Below are 21,782 nucleotides of genomic sequence, written 5' to 3' on the forward strand. Positions count from 1 at the left end.
GATTTACCTGTTCCTGACTGTGGAGACTGCCCAGGTATGGCCTTCCCTGGCAATTAATGCTTCTGCGTTTTCAGGTCCCCACATACCGGCAGCGTAGTTCGGAAACTCGAGAGATGGCCTGGAATCCCAGGTATCCAGTATAGGTGAAATAACCTCCCAAGCCACTTCTATTTGATCGGCACGCATAAACAGCGTAGCATCGCCCTGCATGGCATCTAACAACAGTGTTTCGTATGCTTCCGGAGAGTTTTTAGAGTAGCTGTTAAAGTCAAATACCATTTCAGCCGGAATCAGCGTCATGGAAAGTCCTGGTCTTTTTGCCGTAAAGCGTAGACGGATGTCCATCTGTGGCTGAATACTGATGGTCAGCCTGTTTGGCATCAGGTTTTCCGACAGAGATGTAGGGAACGACAAGTGTGGAACAGGCCGGAACTGTACTGTTATGGAAGAAGTTTTCTCCTGCAGCCGCTTGCCGGTACGCAGGTAAAACGGCACGCCCTGCCAACGCCAGTTGTCCAGGTGCAACTTAAGGGCTGCGTAGGTCTCGGTATTAGAACCGGGGTTTACACCCTCTTCCTCGCGATAGCCTGGCACCTTCTCTCCCTGCACCCAACCCGGGCCATACTGCCCGCGCACCGCATTCTGATTGACGTCTTCGTACGTAAAACGACGGATAGCCTGCAGTACATCCACCTTCCGGTTACGAATTTCCTCGGCTTCAAATGAAACAGGAGGCTCCATGGCCACCATGCACAAAAGCTGCAGCAGGTGATTCTGAATCATGTCGCGCAAAGCGCCTGCTCCTTCGTAGTATCCCCCTCTGTCTTCTACTCCCACCATTTCAGCCACCGTAATCTGCACAAAGTCGATGTAGTTCCGGTTCCATAATGGTTCGAAAAGTGCATTTGCAAAACGGAAAGCCAGTATATTCTGCACGGTCTCTTTGCCCAGGTAATGATCGATACGATAAATCTGGCTCTCCTGGAATGTCTGGGTCAGCAGCTGGTTCAGGCTACGCGCTGTAGCCAGGTCTTTTCCGAAAGGTTTCTCTACTATAATACGGTCACGCTCTACTTCACTAGCCACGCCGGCCTCTCCTAAATGAACAGTAACAGCCTCGATAAAACGAGGGGCAACCGACAGGTAAAACAGACGGTTGGCTCTCATTCCCCACTCCTGGTCGAAGGCATTTAACCGCTCTGCCAATTGTGTATAAGAAGCCGGGTTATCGATATCAGATTGCAGAAAAGTGATCGACTGCTGGAATTGTGCCCATTTTTCCTCGGCAGGTTTGCCGCTTCGGGAAAACAGCGTAAGCCCTTCGTGAAGATGCTCCCGGTAATCGGCATCGTTAAATCCTGAACGGCCTAGGCCGACAATAGCAAATTTATCGGGAAGCCACCCTTCCAGGAACAAATGGTAAAAAGCAGGCACCAGCTTTCTTTTTGTTAAATCGCCGGTTCCACCAAATATGACCACTACGGTCGGTACAGCTATTTTGCCTGTATTCATCTATCAGTTAAATTTAAGCAGCATATAAGGAATGAAAATCTGAAAGTAGCCCATGCATACTTCTTAATTCCACTTTGTATGGAAGATACCTTCCCGGTCTATACGCTCATAGGTATGGGCACCAAAGAAATCACGCTGTGCCTGTATAAGATTTGTTGGTAATGTTTCGCTACGGTAAGCATCGAAGTAGCTTAAAGAAGACATCATAGCCGGCATTGGAATTCCTTTGTCGATAGCCAGTTTCAGGATGTCTCTCATATCGTTTTGCCGCTGCAGTAACTTCTGCCCTATCTGCGGGTCGAGCAGGATATTAGGTAGTTCAGGAGCATTTTCAAAAGCTTTTCTGAAATCTTCTAGGCAAGCAGCCCGGATAATACAGCCGCCGCGCCAGATACGGGCGACATCCTGCAACTCAAGCTCATAATTATACTCTGCAGAAGCGACCCGAAGTTGTACCAGCCCCTGCGCATAGGTAACCAGCATCGCAAAGAAAAAAGCATTTCGCACCTGATCTACCGCCTGCTTCTGGTTATCCTGTGGTTCGGCAACAGCTGAAACGCCTTTCAACAAAGCTGCGGCACTTACTCTTTCCTCTTTATATTTAGACATATCACGCATCAGTACAGCCATATCTATAGTTGGCACCGGCACCTGTAAGTCCATTGCATTCTGAGAAGTCCATTTACCGGTACCTTTCGATCGGGCACGGTCTGAGATGAGGTTAACCAGGGCTGTGCCCGTCTCCTCGTCCTGCTTTTTCAGTATTTCACCGGTAATTTCAACCAGGTAAGACTGCAGCTCTGTTTGGTTCCATTCCTCAAAGGTCTGCTGTAAGGCCTTATCGTCGAGTCCGAGGCAGCGTTTCAACAGGTCGTAAACTTCTGCGATAAGCTGCATTACGCCATACTCGATGCCGTTGTGCACCATTTTCACATAGTTTCCTGCCGAGCCATTGCCTAAATAGGCCACACAGGGTTCACCGTTTACTTTGGCTGCTACCGCTTCAAAAACAGGGCGAAGCCTTTCATAGGCCTGCCTGTTTCCGCCCGGCATCATACTTGGTCCGAAACGTGCACCTTTCTCTCCTCCTGAAATACCCATCCCGAAGAAGTGGATGCCTTCGGCAGCCAAAGCTTCTACACGGCGGTCTGTGTCCGGGAAGTAAGAGTTACCACCGTCTATCACAATATCGCCTTCTTCCAGCAGCGGCAGCAAGTTGGCAATGGCTGCGTCAACTGGTTTTCCGGCTGGCACCAGCAGCATAAGTGCCCTCGGCCTGCGCAGGGCGCTTACAAACTCTTCGGCAGAGGTAGTGCCGCGCACCGTTTTCCCCTGGCCGGTTTCTGCTTCCAGTGCAGCCGCTTTCAAAGGATCCAAATCAAGGCCTATCACGGAAAAGCCATTATCGGCCATGTTCAGCAACAGGTTTCTGCCCATCACGCCTAACCCTACAATACCAAAATCATACTGTGTTTCATTCATAAACAAGACTTGTATTAGGTTGTTCTGTATTTATATTCATGGGCAAGTTTACACCAGCCCACACTATTCTACTATGCTTTCCGCTGCTCTAAAGCCTTCACTTTATCGAGCCGGCGCTGGAACCTTTCTTCTCCATGATACCGTGCCTTTAGAAATGCCTCTACCAGCTCCCACTGAAGCACAGGCCCGATCACCCTGCCTCCTAGACATAGCAGGTTCATGTCGTCGTGCTCTACTCCCTGGTGCGCAGAGTAAGTTTCTGTAATAAGTGCCGCACGCACTCCCGCTATTTTATTGGCAGCAATGGATACACCTACGCCACTGCCACATACGGCAATGCCCTTTGCTACTTCACCCGATGCCACTGCTTTTGCCAGGGGCAGAATAATATCCGGGTAATCATCCTGCGCATTGTATTCAAAAGCACCATAGTCTGTTACACTATATCCAGCCTCACGAAGTTGCTTCACCAGGTTTTGCTTCTGTTCGAAACCTGCATGATCTGCTGCTATCCCTATTTTCATGATCTTTCACTACTTTAGTTAAACCTGGCTTATAAAGCGACAATGCGATGCTCAAATATAAGGATTATATATAAACCACCACGATTATAGTATTTGCCTGAATATATTCTTAAAAGACTTTTTGTGGTAATTCATACGTTCAAACCATACAACCACTACAATTTAACAGATACCTGAAATGAGAACTTCCTTATTTTCTATTTTCCTGGCAACAGGCCTCTTTAGCTGTAACAGCAACACAGGAGAAGCACATAAGACATCGGCCTCGGGGCAGCAGCCAGACGAACAACCGGTAAAGCGCTGCTTCCAAAGCGTATCGGGTAATCAGCACCAAGATACAGCCTGGGTACAGCTAGAAATCAAAGAAGAAAATATAACAGGCTATTTTACGAACCAGCTTTTTGAAAAAGATGCCAGGCGCGGCACAATACAAGGTTCCAGAAAAGGGAATGAAATCAAGGCCACCTGGACCTTCAGCCAGGAAGGACGGCAGGACACGTTGCCGGTGCATTTCAAACTTGAGAACAACAAACTGTTTCAAAAGCCTTACAGCTACAACAGCGCCACTGGCCGTGAATTTATAGCTGATTCGAGTAGCTATGCGATCAGGTTCGATGCCTTGGACTGCTCTGCTTTGGCTCCTGCTGAACATTAAACCGCATGAACATACCCTTAGAAGAACGGTTATACCAGGTGTAGCGCCATCTGAATATTACAACGCTCGTAGGGTGTTGCACGGCCGACAACTTTTTTAAAACCAAGCTTGTGGTACAGGTTAATTGCTGGCTTTAAAACAGTATTACTCTCTAGGTATAGGGTTTTAGCCCCTCTTTCCAGGGCTTTTTGCTTCGCGGCCAGTCCCAAAAGCCAGCCGATGTTCTTACCTTGTGCCTTGGGATCTACTGCCATTTTAGCCAGCTCGAAATCATATTCAGCATCATCCATGCTTAATAAAGCGCATACACCTACCGGCTCCTCTTTGTACAAAGCTACGAGAATGCAACCTCCATTTTTCAGAATATAACCTTCCGGATTATCCAGGGCTTTGTAGTCGGCCTCTTCCATTTTAAAGTACCTGGAAATCCATGCTTCGTTGAGTGCTTTAAATGCCGCTGCATAAGCAGAATTATACTCCACAATGCTTACCTGCTGGCTCTCACGGTGCTTTTGCTGTTGCTTTACACGCTGTAAGAGCGATTGCTGCTCCAGGAGAAACTCCCACTCTTCTATTGCCTGCCACAGGTCATGTGTCGCCTGTGCAGAAATGTCTTCGATTGCCCTGCTTACATCGGCATACTGATCCTGAATTTTGGCTGTGATCTCGTGCCCTTTCTCAGAAAGCCTCACCAGGTTCCTTCTGCCGTCACGGGAATCCTTCTCCTCCAGTACAAGCCCTTTCTTCGACATTTCAGCAATAATCTTACTAACAGACGGATGTGAATGCCCTATTTCTTTGGCTATGGCTGTAATCGTTTTCTGCTCTCCCTGCGACAACACATAAAACACAGGAAACCATTTGGGTTGCATGGCGATGTCGTAAAGTTTATATATCTGGGCTGCGTCTTCGGTTATTTTTTCTGTTAACATCCGCAGCCTGCTGCCCAAAGCTACTTTGCCTATCTGGTTAAAAAACTCCATTGCGTAAACAATTATGTAATTAGTTACGCAAATGTAATAAGATAAAATTTGCAAGTGCAAATCATTCTCAAAAATTCTCATAACCGTGTTCTGGCTGCACCACGGGAAAACGACTATACAATTGTTTTATTTACGCTGCTAAATAAACCGGGCTGGCAACCGGATCAGTATATTTGCTTAAGACAAAAGCAGGTAAGGCATCCACTTTTGCAGCAGTGCATCCAGGTCGCTTGGATAAAAAGGCTTGCTCAGATGATCGTTCATACCTGCCATCAGGCTTTTCTGGATATCTTCCTGGTAAACGTTGGCTGAAAAAGCAATGATAGGATTTGTAAAACCTGCCGTTCTAAGTAATCTGGTTGCCTCAAAACCATCCATCTCTGGCATTTGCAAGTCCATAAACACCAGGCTGAATTCAGTTGTTTTAGAGAGCTGCAGCGCTTCTTCTCCACTTCTGGCTGTTGTAACAAAGGCTCCGTAGCCTTTCAACACGTTCTCCAGAAGCATGCGGTTTAGCTCATTGTCATCTACCACCAGAAAATGGACATTCTCTTCGAGCTTACTTTTTGTAACAGGTCCTGTTGGTGAAGGCATTTGTCCGGCTTCTGGTACAGCCTCTACATCTACTGTAAATTTAAACTGAGAACCATGCAGCAGGCCTGGCAGCGGGCTCAGTACCTCTATCCCGCCCTGCATCAGGTTTACCAGCTTTTTGCTGATCGCCAATCCAAGCCCGAAGCCACCATACTTCCGGTTAGTTGACTGATCGGATTGTGTGAAGGAGTCGAAAATGAGGCCCTGCTTTTCAGGAGGAATACCTATTCCGGTATCTGTTACGGTACAAATCAGTGGGATTCGGGTGGAATCTGCTGTTCTCTGCCCTGCCTTAATTTCCACGTGAATACTACCGCTCGAGGTAAATTTAATGGCGTTGCTTACCAAATTAATCAACACCTGGTTGATGCGGGTGGGGTCACCCTGCACCACCTCGGGTACCAGCGCATCGAATGCACAGGTAAGTGAGAGACCTTTACTTTGCGCCAGGTGTTTGTATGGTTCCAGGTTAGATGTGATGCTCTCCCGGATATTGAATGGAATATGCTCAACTGTAATTTTGTCCTGCTCGATCTTGTGCAGGTCCAGTATATCGCTTAAAAGTTTGGTAAGGGCTATGCCCGAGGTATTGATCAGCCGCACGTACTGCTCCTGGTCGGGGTTCAGTTCCGTTTCCATGAGCAGGTTTGTGAAGCCCATAATACCGTTCAGCGGTGTCCTGATTTCATGGCTCATGCTCGACAAAAAATTACTTTTTGCCTCGTTGGCTGCTTCCGCTTTTGTTTTAGCCTCTTTCAGCTCCAGCTCTTTTTGCTTCAGCTCCGAAATATCTTTTGCTATGATAAGTATGCCGTCGACTTCCTGCCTGTTATTCAACAGATAAGAAAAAGAGGATGAAACAGAAATCAACCTGTTCTGTTTCCTGAGCATCAGCTGGGCATCAGCATTCATGTACTTGCCGTCTGCTTCCAGTGCTTTTATTATATGGCTTATTCCCTGCTTATCAGGATTGTCTAAAACTTCTGTTAAATGCAGACCACGCAGTTCGTTTTCTTTGCATCCGAACAAATCTTCGCAGGCTTCATTCACATTCCGGATGGTAAAGTCTTTGTTAAGCACCAACAAAACATCCACCACTCCTTTGTAGATGCTCTGCATGAAGTCTCTCGAGACGGTAGAGCTTTTAAGCTCCTGCCCAAGCATACTGATTCCGGATATAAGGGCATCCAGCTCATCGCCGGTTTCAGAAGCCTCAATTTCATAGTCGAAGTTGCCGTTTGCTACTTCAGCAATCAGGGTGATAATTTCTTCAATTCTTTCTTTGAGTACTTTCACGTTAGTTAGGTTGCAAAACAGCAGGACCTGCCACTTTAAGACCGGCAAGTCCTGCTTTTATAGGTTTTATACGTTTAGTCTTTTTCAATGGCGATGGTGGCGCGCATCATCTCCATCTCAAAATTATCTTTGGCCTGGAAGTAGCCTACTTTCTGATGCAGAGTGGCTCCAAGCTTTTTCTTTTCGAGAGAAGCCGAAATACCGAAATTCATCTTTTCACAATGCAGCGCATTGGCCCGCTTCACCACCTGGTAAAGCATCTGCCTGTAAACTCCATACTCCAGCACATAATCGTAATCCATTCCAATATACATAGGGCTGTATACCTGGTCGGCATTTTTATGGCAGAAGCCGATTGCAACAGGTTTTCTGTTATCAGAGATATTCTCATGCAGGTACAGCAATACAAACTCCCACTCATTGGTCGTGTTCAGGTGATGGAACAGCTTTTCCGGTAGTGCAAAACTGTTAATGGCTATGTTTCGCTCCCTCACCTGCTGAAAAAGAAGCAAGGCGTGCTGCAGCTCATCTGCTGATAAAGCCTCCTTCACCTCTACTCTGAATAAATGCTCGTTGCGCTTGATCTTTTGCATAAAATGTACCCGGCTCTTTTTCGTGAGCGTGGCAACATACTCTTCTTCAGATGCCCAACCTAACGTCTCCACCACAGACGACTCCGGCAAATCCATTTTAACGAAATCATGTTCCACCATAAATTCCTTAAGTTCCGGATCGTTGGCGTCCAGGTCACGCAGGAGAATACTACTGGCATGATGTTGCTCCTGCTCTTTGTATAACTCTCCTATCAAAGCTTTCAGAGCATTTCTCCAGTAAGGGCTTTCCCTGTCAAGGTACATATGATTTCCTTCTGTAAATAAAGTACCCATTACAATGCCTGTGGAGGTAAGGTAATAGGGATTGAGTTCCCGCTCTTTTTCTACTGCCTTAGAGATGGATGCTTCTAAAAACATATCTTCTTTGAGCAGGGCAACGGTTGCAAAAGTCATTAAAATGGTTTTGCCTTTCTGATCTTCCACCCTATAGTACCTGAAAAGCCAGTTGTTTTCTTTTTCTGCGTTGCCTTGGTATACTTCTTCCAGAAACCGAAGGCCGTTCCAGTCAAACATGCCTTGGTGACCGACATAGCGGTTCCATTCAGCAGCATCTATAGCTGCAATGGTATTATACCTAGTTACAGCAACAGCTGCCGGTGTACCAGCTTCCTGATGGTTAGTTGTCACTTCCAGGGCAGGCATTTTAAAAGCTTTTCTGATCTTTTCAATGGTTTGGTTCGTTTCCTGAAGTGCCCTGTTAAAGTGCAGTTGTAGCTTAGTCACCAACTCTTCAATGGCTTCGTAGGAGTTATTCAGAGAAATCGTAATCCGGATACCAATATTTTTAGCTGGTACGGCCGGAAAAGTAGCCAGGTTTACATAAATACCATCCCGGAGCAGTTCCTGCACCAGGTAATTGCCCATATCCATGCTGCCTGTCCCGATAAAAAAGATAGGACTCTCGCTCTCGTGCACCAGCGGCAGGTCGGTTTGCTTCAGCAAAGTATTGAAATAAGCGATTTTATCCTGCAGCTGTTCCTGATAGATATAAATTTCGTCACTCATATGGATCCGGGCAGAAGCCAGCGCCGCTCCCAGTGTGGCAGGTTCTATCTGTACAGAAAAAGTGAGCGGACCGCCAAAGTTATTTACCTTGTTATACCATTCTTCATCCGGGAAAAGAGATAAACCGCCACAGGCTCCAAAGCCTTTGCCAAGATTAGCCGTCAATATCATTTTACGGTACAAACCGTTTTCCATCTGGCTCATGACATAGCCTGTTCCGTGCTTGCCTGCCCAACTCATACCATGCGCATCGTCCACGTATAAATACAATTGCTCATATTTTTCTGCCAAGGCAATCATTTCTTTGATAGGTGCAAAATCACCATACATAGAATACACGCCGTCTGCCATATACCAGATCCTGTCGAACTTGTTTCTTTGTTTGCGTATCCGGTCTTCAAGCATTTCCAGGTTATTATGCCTGATCATTTCAACTGTTACGCCTTGGCTCAGCATTTTCTTTACAGCTTCCTGTACACTGGCATGTACCTGGTGATCCAGTATAACCAGGTCCGTCTGTCGAATGATACTTGGAATGGTTGTAAGATGCGAGAGGGTACAGTTTTTAGAGATAACAACAGGTGCATTATACATGGCCTGAACACGCTCTTCCAGTTCCTTGTATAAAGGATTTGAAACGTACGTTCTGGACATTGGAAATTGTGTGCCATACCGCTCAATAGCTTCTATGGCACCACGCTTTACTTCCGGGTGATGCTCGAGCCCCAGGTAACCACAGGTGCCAAAGTGTAAAACTTTTTTTCCCTGCAGCGTGAGGGTCTGCCCATCAAGTGATTCATCTTCAGCATGAAGGTGAATAATACCTTTCTTTTTCGAGACCGAAAGTACAGAATCTACCGTATCTAATATATTATTGTGCCGGATTTTAGCCATGTTATTTTAAATTTGTAGCCATTCTTAGAAAAACAAACTAAGCGTAAAATAATTCAAATCAAATGAAAGATTTGGAAAGCGAAAAATTTAACAAAAAAATAGAAACAACTTACTCAAAAATTGAGATTGCAAATGGCATTGCTCTTTGCACTTTCAAGAAAATTGAGGAGTTGGATGTAGCTATAACTTCGGTTATTGTGAAAGACAGGATGGCGTTTTTCGAGGGCGTGTCTTACCCATGCCTGTTTGATATTACCAATGTGAAGCACTCTACCAAAGAGGCACGCGACTACCTGGCCAATGAAGGCAATGAACTGGTTCTGGCGAGTGCTATCCTCATCAATTCCCCGGTTATAAAAATGACAGCCAATTTTTTTATCATGGTGAACAAGCCTAGGAATCCTACGCGCATGTTTACAGATAAAAAAAGCGCTGTAGAATGGCTGGAACAATTTAAGGTGGCTGTATAAGTCGTTATTTCAATACCCTCCACGCAAGCCCCTCTTCCAGCACTATATTTCTACCCAGCACCTCTACAGGCTCCTGCACGTATTTGTTTCTGAAGGCAGGACAGGCGTTATCTCTACTCGCTTGTCTGCAGCGTATTTGGTACGACAGCCTTTCTTAATAAGGAACTATTTAAGGCTTAACAGCTGTACAAAACATAGGTTAATTGTCATAAGATTATATTAACATTTAAAGACATCCTAATGAAATTATAGTAATTTTTCAAGCTCATCGCATTGAAATTCAAACATAAACGGTTTATTTTGTAAGACTGAGATCAGCAGCATTAAATACAAAGGCCAACCTTAATCCAATACTGATTTTCAAGAGGCAGGCGTTGTACAACCCATGTGCAGCACGAGCACAGTGAAAAGACGAGCTAACACAATATAATTAACGTTGCAGAGTACAAACCACATTCACCTGCTTGAAAAGCTGCAGTATGCTATTCTGGTAACAGATGCAGACGGAATCATTCGATATGTTAATGATCGCTTTGCCCAGCTATTTGACCTGCCACAGGCACCCGATTCATACCCAGGTAGTCCAACAGAGGCGATAGAAAAGAAAACCCTTCTGGCGGCTGTTCCGACACACAGCATTCATCCTTCTCAGGCTTTACCTTCTTCGCCGGTTGCCTACACCCTTCAAAATGGATTCGTAGTGGAACGGGAAGCACTGGATGCCTCCGCTGTAGATTTATCCGATTTTGGTGTAACGGCAGGCACTATCTGGCTGTACCGGGATGCCACCGCCAGATTTAACCAACAGCGTACTATGCTGACAGCCCCTGAGCAGGAAGAGGAGCATCAATACCCGGTGATCCGTCTCAGTACAGAGGGCGGTGTAACCTATGCAAACAACGCAGGTCAAGTACTATTGCAAAAGGTTTCCATCAGGCGACTGGAAACCTTTAGAAAACTGCTGCTTCACAGGTTGCAGGGCGGCTCATCAGCAGAGCCAGGTGAATTGGAGGTATATATTGCCGGCAGGTACTATAGCCTCACCTATCGGTTAGCACAGAACGAAAGCTATTTCAGCCTGCACCTGACAGACGTTACCGAAAGAAGGCTGGCCGAGCAGGCTTTGCAGGAAAGTAGAGCAATGGTGCATAACATCACCCTGACCGTGCCGAGCATCATTTACATTTATGATGTGGAAACCGACAGGTTTACCTATACCAATGCGCATGTGAGCCAGGTGTTGGGGTATGAGAAGAAGGACCTGGAGGCAAAAGCCGGAATAAATTTTCATACCATCGCTTTTAAGGAGGAATCACAAAAACTGCAAGAGCACCTTCTCCGCATGAAACAGGCCAGTCACGATGAAGTGCTGGAAATGGAGCTGAAGGTAAAAAACAAAGCCGGTGAACCCAGATGGCTGCACTGCCGCGAAGCTGTATACCAGCGTAAGGACGGGGATCGGGTAAGCCTCGTTATCGGTTCTGCCACCGATATTACGGCACAAAAACTGCAAAGCCAGCAACTGGCACAGCAGAAAAACTTTTATGAGTCTATTCTTAACACAGTTCCAATTGATGTGGTTGTGTTTGATAAGGAACTCCGGTACCGCTACATTAATCATACTGCTGTAAAAGATAAAGAGGTAAGGGAATGGCTTATTGGTAAAACCACCCAGGACTATGGAAACTTTCGTGGAATGGCGCAGCAGCAAATCCAAAACAGGATATTCTACCTCGAAAAAGCCCAGTGCGACAAGGCTCTTGTCGAATTTGAAGATCACTTTATCAATAAAGACGCCAAAGAGATTGTCTTCCTCAGAAGAGTATGCCCGGTAACCGACGAAAACGGGCAGATTGCGTTCCTGATTTCATCTGGAATAGACATTACAGAAGAAAAGCGAACTAAAAGCCGCCTGGAAGAAAGCGAATCGTTGCATCGGCTCCTCTCCGAAAACTCCAAAGATGCCATCGGGCTGCACGAACCCAACGGCGCTTCTATTTACCTTTCCAACTCTTTTGAAGAGATGTTCGGAATAAAAGCAAATAAAATGTTAGGGCAGTCGCCTTTCAACAACGTGCATCCGGAAGACCGGCAGCGTGTAACGAACACTATCTCAGAAGAAGTGGTTAAGGGAAAAGCGAGCGTACAGGTGCAGTACCGAGGGCAAACGAAGAATGGAGATACTATATGGCTGGAAACTGATATTAAACCTATCCTGAACAATGCGGGAGAGGTTGTAAAGCTGCAGACGGCTACACGCGATATTTCTCAAAGGCTACAGACGAAGGAAGCCCTGATCAATAGCGAGAAAAAGTATAGAGAGCTTATCAAGCACAGCCACGCGTACATCATGAGCCACGATATGCAGGGCAATATTTTAACGGTCAACCCTTACCTGCTTGAGCAACTTGGCTTTGAGGAGAAGGATATAATCGGCAGAAACCTCCGGCAGGTACTACCGGACGATAGTAGCAGTAAAGTAACAGATTACCTGCAGCGCATGGAGCATGAGGTGGCGATAGAGAGCATCATCCATGTACAGAACAGGCAGCAGGAGCGCCGTTCGCTGCTGTTCCGCAACTATAAGGTTCAGGAAGACGGAGAGCCACCCTATGTGATTGGGATAGCTCAGGACATAACCGCACGCCTGCAACTAGAGGAGGAATTGAAACGTGCCAAACAAGAGGCAGAAGAATCTTCGCGGGTGAAGGAGCTCTTCCTGGCCAATATGAGCCACGAGATCAGAACCCCCATGAATGGCATTATGGGCATGGCAGGCCTGCTCGAGAAAACTTCGCTGGATCGGCATCAAAAAGATTACCTGGGCATTATCAGGAGTTCATCAGAAAATCTGCTCGTGATCATAAACGATATCCTGGATATGGCTAAAATTGAGGCGGGAAAGATGGAACTGGAGCAGATTCCGTTCAGCCTCTCTGAGACCGTATCGGCTTCCTTTAATGCCCTGCAATACAGGGCAGAGGAAAAAGAGCTTCAGTATGTGCTCCGGCCCATGCCCGACATGCATTACGCCCTTTTAGGCGATCCGTACAGGCTTAACCAGGTGCTGCTCAACCTGCTGAACAACGCGATAAAATTCACTGCCAAAGGTTCTGTAGAGCTATCTATGGCCATTACCCAAGAAACCGCCGATGAGGTTACCCTGCAGTTTTCGGTAAAGGATACCGGAATCGGTATACCGGAAACAAAGTTAGAGAGCATTTTTGAAGAGTTTAACCAGGCCTTTACCAATACCACCAGGCAGTACGGCGGCACTGGACTTGGTCTTAATATTTGCCAAAGGCTGCTTGAAATGCAGGACGGTCGCATTTGGGTAACAAGCCGCGAAAACCAGGGAAGCACCTTCAGTTTTGAGATAACCTACCCTAAAAGCACGGAAGTACTTCAGTCAAGGTCTGAAGAAAAACCGGTCTTCACTTCTCTTTCGCATCTGAAACTGCTGCTGGCAGAGGACAATGAAGTGAATATTTTTCTGGCAGTAGCTATTCTAAAAGGTTGGGGAACCAGTGTAGATGTAGCCACTAACGGGTTGCAGGCTTACGAGTTGGCAAGCCATAATACCTATGACTTGATCCTGATGGACATCCAGATGCCAGAGCTAAACGGTGTAGAAGCTACCAGGCTGATTCGTCAGCTGCCAAACCCGCAGCAGGCCCAGGTTCCAATCATAGCTCTTACAGCCAACGCTATTAAAGGGGATGCAGAGAAATACCTGACAGCCGGCATGGATGATTACTTATCTAAGCCTTTTGATGAGCAAACACTTTACCGGAAAATCAATGAGCTTCTTACAGCGCGTGGAGGTATAGTGCCAGCTAGTCCTGAAGTCGGGCTAGTCCGGGAAAAGGTAAATTCACACACATCAGCTCATACAGAAGAACCTCTGTACAACCTGGACCTGCTCCACCGGATGTCCCGCGGCAATGAAGCCTTCATCAACAAAACCATCCAGGTATTTCTGAATACTGTGCCCGGCCATGTGGAAAAGCTTAACCAGTTTTACAAGAACTCCGATTGGATGGGTGTCAGTACAGAGGCGCATCAGCTTAAACCAACCCTGGAGGTGATGGGCATTCAAAAGTTGCACCACGTAATCAGAGAGATTGAGCAGGACGCAAAAGAGGTGGTGAAAGCGGAGGAACTGGAAAAGAAAATCAGGTATGTTGCTGAAGTAGTACAACTGGTCATGCAGCAGCTTGAAAAAAGGATATAAGCAGGCTTTGTATGCTCAAGAGCTCATTAAGAGCTGAAGGTAGATTCTTTTCTTTACTTTTCAGGAGTTTTTCTAAAAAGTAAAGAAAAGAATGAAAAGCATATTCTCTTAACTTAACAGCCAGTTTAATGCCTCATACTTGCCCGAGAACATCCTGATCTGCATAGCGGCATTTGTTCTATCGCTGGCTTCACTGGTAACAGCCACGGCTCTTGTTTCTGCACTATGAATACTGCTGTTTACCCGCGCTACCTTTTCTAAACGTGATTTGGTAAGATCTTCCACAAACCTGGTCACAATTCGTTTGTAGGTGTCGTCCTCAATCTGATCTACCAGCACATGACTGGAATCAAGCAAAAGCTTTTTGATGTCATAGTTCCTGACATGCTCCGCCACCAGCTCCAGAGAGCGATTCAGCTCAGGCACACCGAACGTTATCGCATTCGGCAAATCCACAGTCAGAATATCAGTGGAAGGATTATAGTCTAAGCTTATCAGGCCATTCTGGAAGATGATCATAGCTACAAATATAAAACGAATTTGTATCACTACGACATAAATTATATAGCCGTCATTTTCCCTGATCTGCTTTTTACGTTTAAGGCGCTTCTAAGAAACAGCCGCTTAGAAAGCGTACTTGCCTATCAGTTCACAGATGCTTAACAAGTAAAAAAAAGAACCTTATACCTGCTAAGTATGCAAAGGCAAACAGGTAATACAAATTATCTCTAAAAAACAGACAACTGCAGAAAAAACCTGAGTTTTGATGCCTCGGCTTTACTACACTTGCCAGTTAAATCTGGATTATTGTTTTTAAGAATATACTTACTCAATCGACCACTCATGAATACCAGTGGCATGCTCAGCGGGAAGCAGCACTTCCAATCTTAGGGCTGTAGTCTTCACAGGTTCAAATTTGATTGTATTATACTTGTCCTTGGCAATCTCATAGGCTGTAATATTGTTTACCGGCACCCATTCTTCCCCCTTTTTATAATATACTTTATAAGAAGCGGGAATTCGGCAGCCTCCCCACGGACTATCATCAAACCAATACACTTTAGACTGAGAGACGGTATATTCCCCATCAAAATCATACTGCACAAATTCGGTGGTATTTTTTTTAGGCCACCAATGCAAGTAAGGGTAACTGGCATCTTTCGAATCTACGGGATCGTATTGGTCTTTTAAAGCATTTACTGTTCTGGAGTTAACCAACGAAGAAGACACTTTACTTTTAGAAGCAATGGTAGGTGCTGGTTGTGGTTTAGAGGCTGAAGCCTCATAAGGCACCCAAACCATCATGTCGTTAGGGCCGCGGTTAGCCCAGGTGTAATACGGGATTGCTTTCACCTCCTGCTCAGACCTAAGTAATATATCAGAATTAAGTTGTCGTTTGTAACCTGCCCCTTTTGTTTTCAATACGTTAATGCCATTCAGCAAATTGGCTTCAAAGGTAACATCAGCAGGCGCAGCCTTATCTACCAAAATATTTTGGACCAGGTTGTCTTTATTATCAGGCCCTTCTAAACAGTAAACTATTGGCCCCCGTTGGAAAGTAAATTTACCTTTATCTTCTTTTACCTCGGCCTTTGCCACCACTTTTTCAGTTTCCATAGGCAGATCCAGGGTCACTTTATCGCCTTTCTTCCATGTTCGCGTAATTACTGCATAGCCTTTATCCCATGTATATTTGACTGGTTTTCCATTTACCATAAGAGTAATTGGTTTCGCTTCTGCATCTATAAACTGGTATAAATCTCCCGGTACAGGTTGTTGCTGCGCCCAACCTGGTATGCGTACTTTCAGGGTAAAGTTCTTGTTCTTCTGCGGATCGATTTCCATAGTTATCTTTCCATCCCAAGGATATTTCGTCTGCTGCTTTACCTGCACGCTACCTGCTGACAGCTTGATATTGCTGCTATTGCTCATAAACAGGTTCACGTACAAATCATTGTTATTCTGGGCATATACGTACCCTGGAACCGATGGCAGAAAGCGCGTCATATTAGAGATGCAGCAGGCGCAGCTAAACCAGGCACCTCGCTGGTGCTGCCCCATAGAGGCCAATGGATTAGGATAGAAAAAACGGTCGCCGCTTAATGATACACCTGAGAGCAAACCATTGTATAAAGTTCTCTCCAACACATCTACATATTTTGCATCACCATGCAAAAGGAACATGCGACTGTTCCAGTATACATTGGCAATGGAGGCACAAGTTTCGGCATAAGCCGACATATTTGGTAAATCATATGCTTTCCCAAATGCTTCACCATGGCCTGTTGCTCCTATCCCTCCAGTTATGTAAAGCTTCTTATTCACTACATCTCCCCAAATATCATCAATAGCCGCCAGATAGCTCTTGTCTCCCGTCAAAGCAGCAATATCGGCCATGGCAGTGTACATATAAGTAGCCCTCACGGCATGTCCGACTGCTTCATGCTGATCCACAACCCGCCTGTGCGCCTGATTGTATTCTGTACCTTTTGGCCCCCGAACATCCAGGAAGAACTTAGCCAGATCAAGATATTCTTTCTTACCTGTTACCCGGTATAGCCTTGCCAATCCGATTTCCACCACCTGGTGCCCCGGGTATCGCTCTTCTTTCCCGTAACCAAAATCACGAACTAATAAATCGGCATTTTTTATAGCGATATCCAACAACGTTTTTTTTCCGGTAGCCTGATAATGAGCTACAGCAGCTTCGAAAAGATGGCCTGAATTATAAAGTTCATGGCTCAGGTCTTCTTCCTTCTCCCAGCGTTTACTTCCTATCCATTCGTGCGGCCTAGCTGCTTTCACCGTTCTAAACGTAAAGAGATAGCCATCTTCTTCCTGGGCATCTCCGATTATATTTATCAGAGAATCCACATAAGCATCAAGCTGCGGATTCTTTTGTACTTGCATCGCGTAAGAAGCACCTTCAATAACCTTGTAAATATCGGTATCATCGAAAGTAAAGTCTGTTAAATTATCTCCATCCAACTTTCCAGCTGCACGCAAAAAATTATCAATTCGACCATTTTTGCGGCACATTTCCAATGTATGAGGTATGGTAACAGAAGCATTTACCTCCATTTTGGGTGCCCAAAAATCGTCGTGCACATGCACATGGGTAAAAGGTACAGGCTGAATAGGATAATCCTGGTGCTGTGCGACAGCGATACTGCTACTGCTCAGTGCCACTCCTAAAGCGAGTTGTTTTATGAAGTCCATATCTTGAAAGCGCTAATAATAATTTCTTATAATTTTGCGGATGATTTAAAAGTAGCTTCATCCCACTCTGGCGGATCTATACCGAGAAGGTGTTTTACAAAGAAGTCCCGGCGCTTGCGTTCGCCATAATCGCCACCCAAAGAATGCCCCATACCTGGGATCATCAGGAAATCGAAATTTTTATTGGCTTTAATTAATGCGTTCACCAATTGTAATGAGGAGGCAGGGTCTACATTATCATCCAGCTCCCCCAGGATCAGCATTAATTTCCCTTGCAGCTTGTGGGCGTTTACCACGTTTGATGACTCGGCATAGTGGGATCCAATTTTACCCATCCACTGCTCATTCCACCAGATTTTATCCATGCGGTTATCGTGGCAGCCCGAGGAGGAAACAGCTACTTTGTAGAATTCAGGGTGAAAAAGCAATGCACCAGCTGAGCTCTGACCGCCTGCTGAATTGCCAAATATTCCTACCCTACTCAAATCCATGTACGGGTACTTCTGCGCAGCTGTCTTCATCCAGGCGATGCGGTCCGGGAAGCCGCCATCCTTCAGGTTTTTCCAGCACACATCATGAAAAGCCTTGGATCGGTTTGATGTACCCATGCCATCCATCTGCACTACTATAAAACCCAGTTCAGCCAGCTCGTGCAGAAAGCGATACCGGAAGTCGGAATTAAATACTTTCGGTACAAAAGAACTGTGCGGACCTGCGTAAATGTACTCAATCACAGGGTACTGCTTGGAGGGATCAAAATTTGACGGCCTGACTATCATTCCCCAAATATCAGTCTTGCCGTCTCTGCCTTTTACAGTAAACACTTCAGGTGCTTTCCATCCAGCTGCCAACAATGCCGTTGCATCCGCCTGCTCTAACTCCATCACTATCTTCCCGTCTGCGGCAGTGCGCAACACTGTGGTTGGAGGCAGGTCTACTTTAGAATAGGTATCTACAAAATAGGTGAAGTCCGGTGAAAAGGCAGCTTTATGGTTGGCGTCTTCCGTTGTGAGGGCAGTCAAACCGGTACCGTCGAAGTTCACACTGTAGTATTGAATCAGGTAAGGATCCTGCCCCTGCTCTTTGCCACTTCCCTCCAATATGATTTTCCGCTTGAGTTCATCTACGTGCACCACCCTCCGCACCACCCATTCACCTTTTGTTATCTGGCTCTTCACCTTGCCCGTAGTCCCATCGTAGAGGTACAGGTGGTTCCAGCCCTCTCGCTCCGAAGCCCAGATGATCTCCTTGCCGTCTGCCACATCGTAGCGGTACTTTTTGCCGCTGTAGTCGATGAAGGTTTTGCTCTCTTCGCTTATCAATTCTTTCACCTTGCCAGTCGAGGCTTCCACCTCCAGCACTCTATAGGCCTGGTGCCCCCGCTGGTTATACTCGAAGGTAAAGCCGCGGCTGTCTTTGCGCCACACCGGGTAGGTCAGGTTGTATTGGTCTTCCAGCAGAGAGGCATCGACCTTAAGCTGTTTCTTGTCCTCTATTAAAAATAACTGAGGTGTGCGCTGCGGCAGTGCATCGCCCGGCTTCAGGTAGTTCCGAGAGTGCAGTTTGGGCTGAAGCTGATCCTCCGGAGAAGATTCCACAAAGTAGATCAGGTGTTCTTTGTTAGGCCGCACCTTATTGGTTGCCAGTTTTTTTGAATCTGGCGACCAGGAGAAAAACGACGAGTAATACTCACCTTCAGAACCATCATAACTTAACTGGTATTCTTCTTCCCCAGATGCGTTATCTTTGATGTAAACATTAAAATTTTTGATAAAAGCTAGCCATTTACCATCTGGAGAAGGAACAGAGTTGCCCTGACTGTCATCTGAGGCAGCTCCCCAATACCTGCTGCCCCTTTCCTGCTGCTCTACTTTGCCAGCTTCTTTTAATTTACCTGAAGCCAGGGTATAGTGCCACCTGCTTCCATTGTATTTGAACTCAATTGCTTTCCCCCCCTGCACATAACTGATTTCATCAAAAGGTAAATTAGCAGAACTTATTTCCTTGTTCGCAGCAGAAGTTAAGGCTTTCGCTAATTTTACGTGATCAAAAGCCGCTTTTCGTGTTCGTTTAGAAGTATTTACAAAAACAAATTCTTTGCCGTTTGGCACCTGTCGTACATACCAGAAGGAATGGTCTTCTTTCAGCCAGTTAAACTGCGAAGGGGCGTAGTAGACACCATGGTTCATTTTCTCCTTCAGCGCTTCTGCCCGTTGATAGTCTTCTTTTGTTCCCTGTGCTTCAAGTAAAGTCGGGATGCAAAGAAAAATGCCTAACATGGCAACTGCATAGAGTTTCATTTTCACAAAAGTTCTATTCAGAACAGTATCTAAATTAGCTATAGCCATAACAGAAGCAGGAGTTAAAGATTTATTTAGCGATTACTTTCTCGCCCAGCTTATGCAATATGCACATATTACCAGCTACACCCATTCAACATATTAGCCTATCATAATACTATATTAACATTGTTTACAGGTTCTGATTCCTATCTGGCTGCACTTATATAGAGTTGAGGGAATAAAAGCACCAGGACCATATGTAACTGATCTACAGAGACATCATTAAACTATTATATCCTGTAACGTGAGGCTGTTATAAGAATACTGCCTGCAGGAAACTGCTTCTTTAGCAATCACCTGCAGGCAGTATTCACCTTCCAACTTACTTTTAAAAAATATACCTTCTTAAATTCAATAGCTGGTATTCTGTGTTAAATTCGGATTCTTATTGATTTCTGCATCAGGAATCGGGAAAAGTGTTTTGTGCTGGGCTTCGTTATGCGGCCTGTGATTAAACCACTTCTTCGTTCGAAATACTCCAAAACGGATTATATCCTGGCGGCGGTGCGCTTCTGCTGCAAATTCCCAGCCAAGCTCATCTAAGAATCTGCCATACTGAATGTCTGCACCGCCTTGTTGCTCTGTAATAGAGCCGTCTTCGGCCTGATATCCATAGTTGTAACGGCTACCTTCCATCAATTCGGCTCCCGTAACTACCGCTTTAGCTGGATTAGTTTTAAAGGCACGCTGCCGCACCTGTGTTACCAACTCCGCAGCTTCACCGGCCTTTCCTGTACGCAACAGGCTTTCTGCTTTCATCATCAAGACATCGGCATAACGAAACATTGGGTAATCATTATCAAGAGCCCCAGTGGCATTTGGTTTAATTTTATACTTGCCTATGCGGTACCCATGATTAGATTGTGTGGCTGCCATGCTTGGCACATGCTTCGTATAGTTAATCACTTCAGCTCCTGTGGTGGCGTGATACTGTGGCCCCTGTATCCAGGTATCTGTTAATCGGCTGTCCAGCGGATCATACGTATCAATAAATTGTGGAACAGCGCAATTGCCGCCCCAAGGCCCTGCCTGCATGTTATAGACAAACCGGCTGAGCGGGTCCAGGGTTTTCATGTGTACCTGGTTTTGGGTACCATAAATTTCATCGTAGGGCACTGCAAAAATGATTTCTTTGGAGTTGTGGTTCGTCCAGGAAAACACATCAGCGTAATTTGCATCCAGCATATACTTATTGCTGCTGATAATATCATTGCATTCCTGTATACATTTCTCCCATTGCGGAGTACCTGTGTAAACGCCCGCATTCAGATATATTTTCGCCAGCAGCACCTTCACTCCCCACTTGTTCAACTGCCCATAAGTATTTGCAGGATCATCGCTCAGCAACGGCATGGCATCGGTAAGTTCCTTAACTACAAAATCGTACAACTCCTGCCTGGTACTCTGCTTTGGAAGGCTGGTATCCTTATAATTTGTTACAATAGGTACTCTGCCATGGTTGTCTAATAAAAGGTAGTAAGCCAGTGCCCTTGCTGCTTTTAACTCAGCTACTAAACTCTCTTTTCCACTTTGTATGGCTAGAGTGCCTTCTTCAATCTGAGACAGCACTCTATTGGCGGATGTTATACTCGTATAAGCACTGTTCCAGACGTTGGTAGGCTGCCACTGCAGCGGCGTCCAGACATGCTGGTGCATACGCAGGTAAGTTCCCCCATCATACCAGCCGTTTGGTCGGGCAGGCGTTATAATAGCATCTGCAGACTCTTCCTGCAAATCCAGGTAGCCCTGCCAGCCCATCATTAAGCTTCTGAAGGAGGCATAAACAGGCGCTATAATTACCGGAATATCTCGTTCGGTAGGCTGAAAGCTGGTAGACAGGACTTCAGAAAAAACTTCTTCCTCAATATCTGTACAGGAACTGATAAAGCTTGCTGCCCCTATAGAGACTGCGAGCATGTATATGGTGAATTTCTTTTTCATGATTCTTTCATATTAAG

13 protein-coding genes are annotated in these 21,782 nt (G+C 45.7%); 3 read left to right on the plus strand and 10 right to left on the minus strand.

The window, feature by feature from the left end:
- Positions 1-3: 3 nt before the first annotated feature.
- The 3 genes from zwf to C1N53_RS07820 all read right to left on the minus strand — a co-directional run bounded on the left by zwf (position 4) and on the right by C1N53_RS07820 (position 3,518).
- Positions 4-1,512 (minus strand): glucose-6-phosphate dehydrogenase, encoded by a 1,509-nt coding sequence (gene zwf, locus C1N53_RS07810; protein WP_137758769.1) that lies wholly within the window; start codon positions 1,510-1,512, stop codon positions 4-6.
- 63 nt (positions 1,513-1,575) lie between these two features.
- Entirely contained in the window at positions 1,576-2,994 is a 1,419-nt protein-coding gene (gene gndA / locus C1N53_RS07815; protein ID WP_137758770.1) for an NADP-dependent phosphogluconate dehydrogenase, read from the minus strand.
- 71 nt (positions 2,995-3,065) lie between these two features.
- Entirely contained in the window at positions 3,066-3,518 is a 453-nt protein-coding gene (locus tag C1N53_RS07820) for an RpiB/LacA/LacB family sugar-phosphate isomerase (protein WP_137758771.1), read from the minus strand.
- Between the two features lie 178 nt (positions 3,519-3,696).
- Here C1N53_RS07820 and C1N53_RS07825 point away from each other — a divergent pair, with 178 nt between their 5' ends.
- Positions 3,697-4,173 carry a hypothetical protein gene (locus tag C1N53_RS07825; RefSeq protein WP_137758772.1) on the plus strand — a complete coding sequence of 159 codons (477 nt, stop codon included), beginning with the start codon at positions 3,697-3,699 and terminating at the stop codon, positions 4,171-4,173.
- Between the two features lie 29 nt (positions 4,174-4,202).
- Here C1N53_RS07825 and C1N53_RS07830 read toward each other — a convergent pair whose 3' ends face one another.
- The 3 genes from C1N53_RS07830 to C1N53_RS07840 form a co-directional block, all read right to left on the minus strand.
- The gene (locus C1N53_RS07830) at positions 4,203-5,156 is read right to left on the minus strand and encodes a GNAT family N-acetyltransferase (RefSeq protein WP_137758773.1); all 954 of its coding nucleotides are present in this window, start codon (positions 5,154-5,156) and stop codon (positions 4,203-4,205) included.
- Positions 5,157-5,333: 177 nt separating this feature from the next.
- Positions 5,334-7,046, minus strand: a complete 1,713-nt coding sequence (locus C1N53_RS07835; RefSeq protein WP_137758774.1) for a PAS domain-containing hybrid sensor histidine kinase/response regulator — start codon at positions 7,044-7,046, stop codon at positions 5,334-5,336.
- A gap of 74 nt (positions 7,047-7,120) precedes the next feature.
- Positions 7,121-9,559 (minus strand): GNAT family N-acetyltransferase, encoded by a 2,439-nt coding sequence (locus tag C1N53_RS07840; RefSeq protein ID WP_137758775.1) that lies wholly within the window; start codon positions 9,557-9,559, stop codon positions 7,121-7,123.
- A gap of 62 nt (positions 9,560-9,621) precedes the next feature.
- On the opposite strand from C1N53_RS07840, the gene C1N53_RS07845 reads away from it, so the two are divergent.
- The gene (locus tag C1N53_RS07845; protein ID WP_137758776.1) at positions 9,622-10,029 is read left to right on the plus strand and encodes a hypothetical protein; all 408 of its coding nucleotides are present in this window, start codon (positions 9,622-9,624) and stop codon (positions 10,027-10,029) included.
- Positions 10,030-10,465: 436 nt separating this feature from the next.
- Positions 10,466-14,263, plus strand: coding sequence for a PAS domain S-box protein (locus C1N53_RS07850; protein WP_137758777.1), 3,798 nt, complete (start codon positions 10,466-10,468; stop codon positions 14,261-14,263).
- A 108-nt stretch (positions 14,264-14,371) separates the two neighbouring features.
- Here C1N53_RS07850 and C1N53_RS07855 read toward each other — a convergent pair whose 3' ends face one another.
- From C1N53_RS07855 to C1N53_RS07870, 4 genes are all read right to left on the minus strand, one after another.
- The gene (locus tag C1N53_RS07855) at positions 14,372-14,782 is read right to left on the minus strand and encodes a hypothetical protein (protein WP_137758778.1); all 411 of its coding nucleotides are present in this window, start codon (positions 14,780-14,782) and stop codon (positions 14,372-14,374) included.
- A gap of 306 nt (positions 14,783-15,088) precedes the next feature.
- A complete protein-coding gene (locus C1N53_RS07860) occupies positions 15,089-17,482 on the minus strand; it encodes a glycoside hydrolase family 127 protein (RefSeq protein WP_206077627.1) in 2,394 nt (797 codons plus the stop codon).
- Positions 17,483-17,508: 26 nt separating this feature from the next.
- A complete protein-coding gene (locus C1N53_RS07865) occupies positions 17,509-19,782 on the minus strand; it encodes a S9 family peptidase (protein ID WP_137758779.1) in 2,274 nt (757 codons plus the stop codon).
- Positions 19,783-20,175: 393 nt separating this feature from the next.
- Positions 20,176-21,765, minus strand: coding sequence for a RagB/SusD family nutrient uptake outer membrane protein (locus C1N53_RS07870; protein WP_137758780.1), 1,590 nt, complete (start codon positions 21,763-21,765; stop codon positions 20,176-20,178).
- Positions 21,766-21,782 lie beyond the last annotated feature (17 nt).

The organism is Pontibacter sp. SGAir0037, from assembly GCF_005491705.1.
GTDB lineage: Bacteria > Bacteroidota > Bacteroidia > Cytophagales > Hymenobacteraceae > Pontibacter.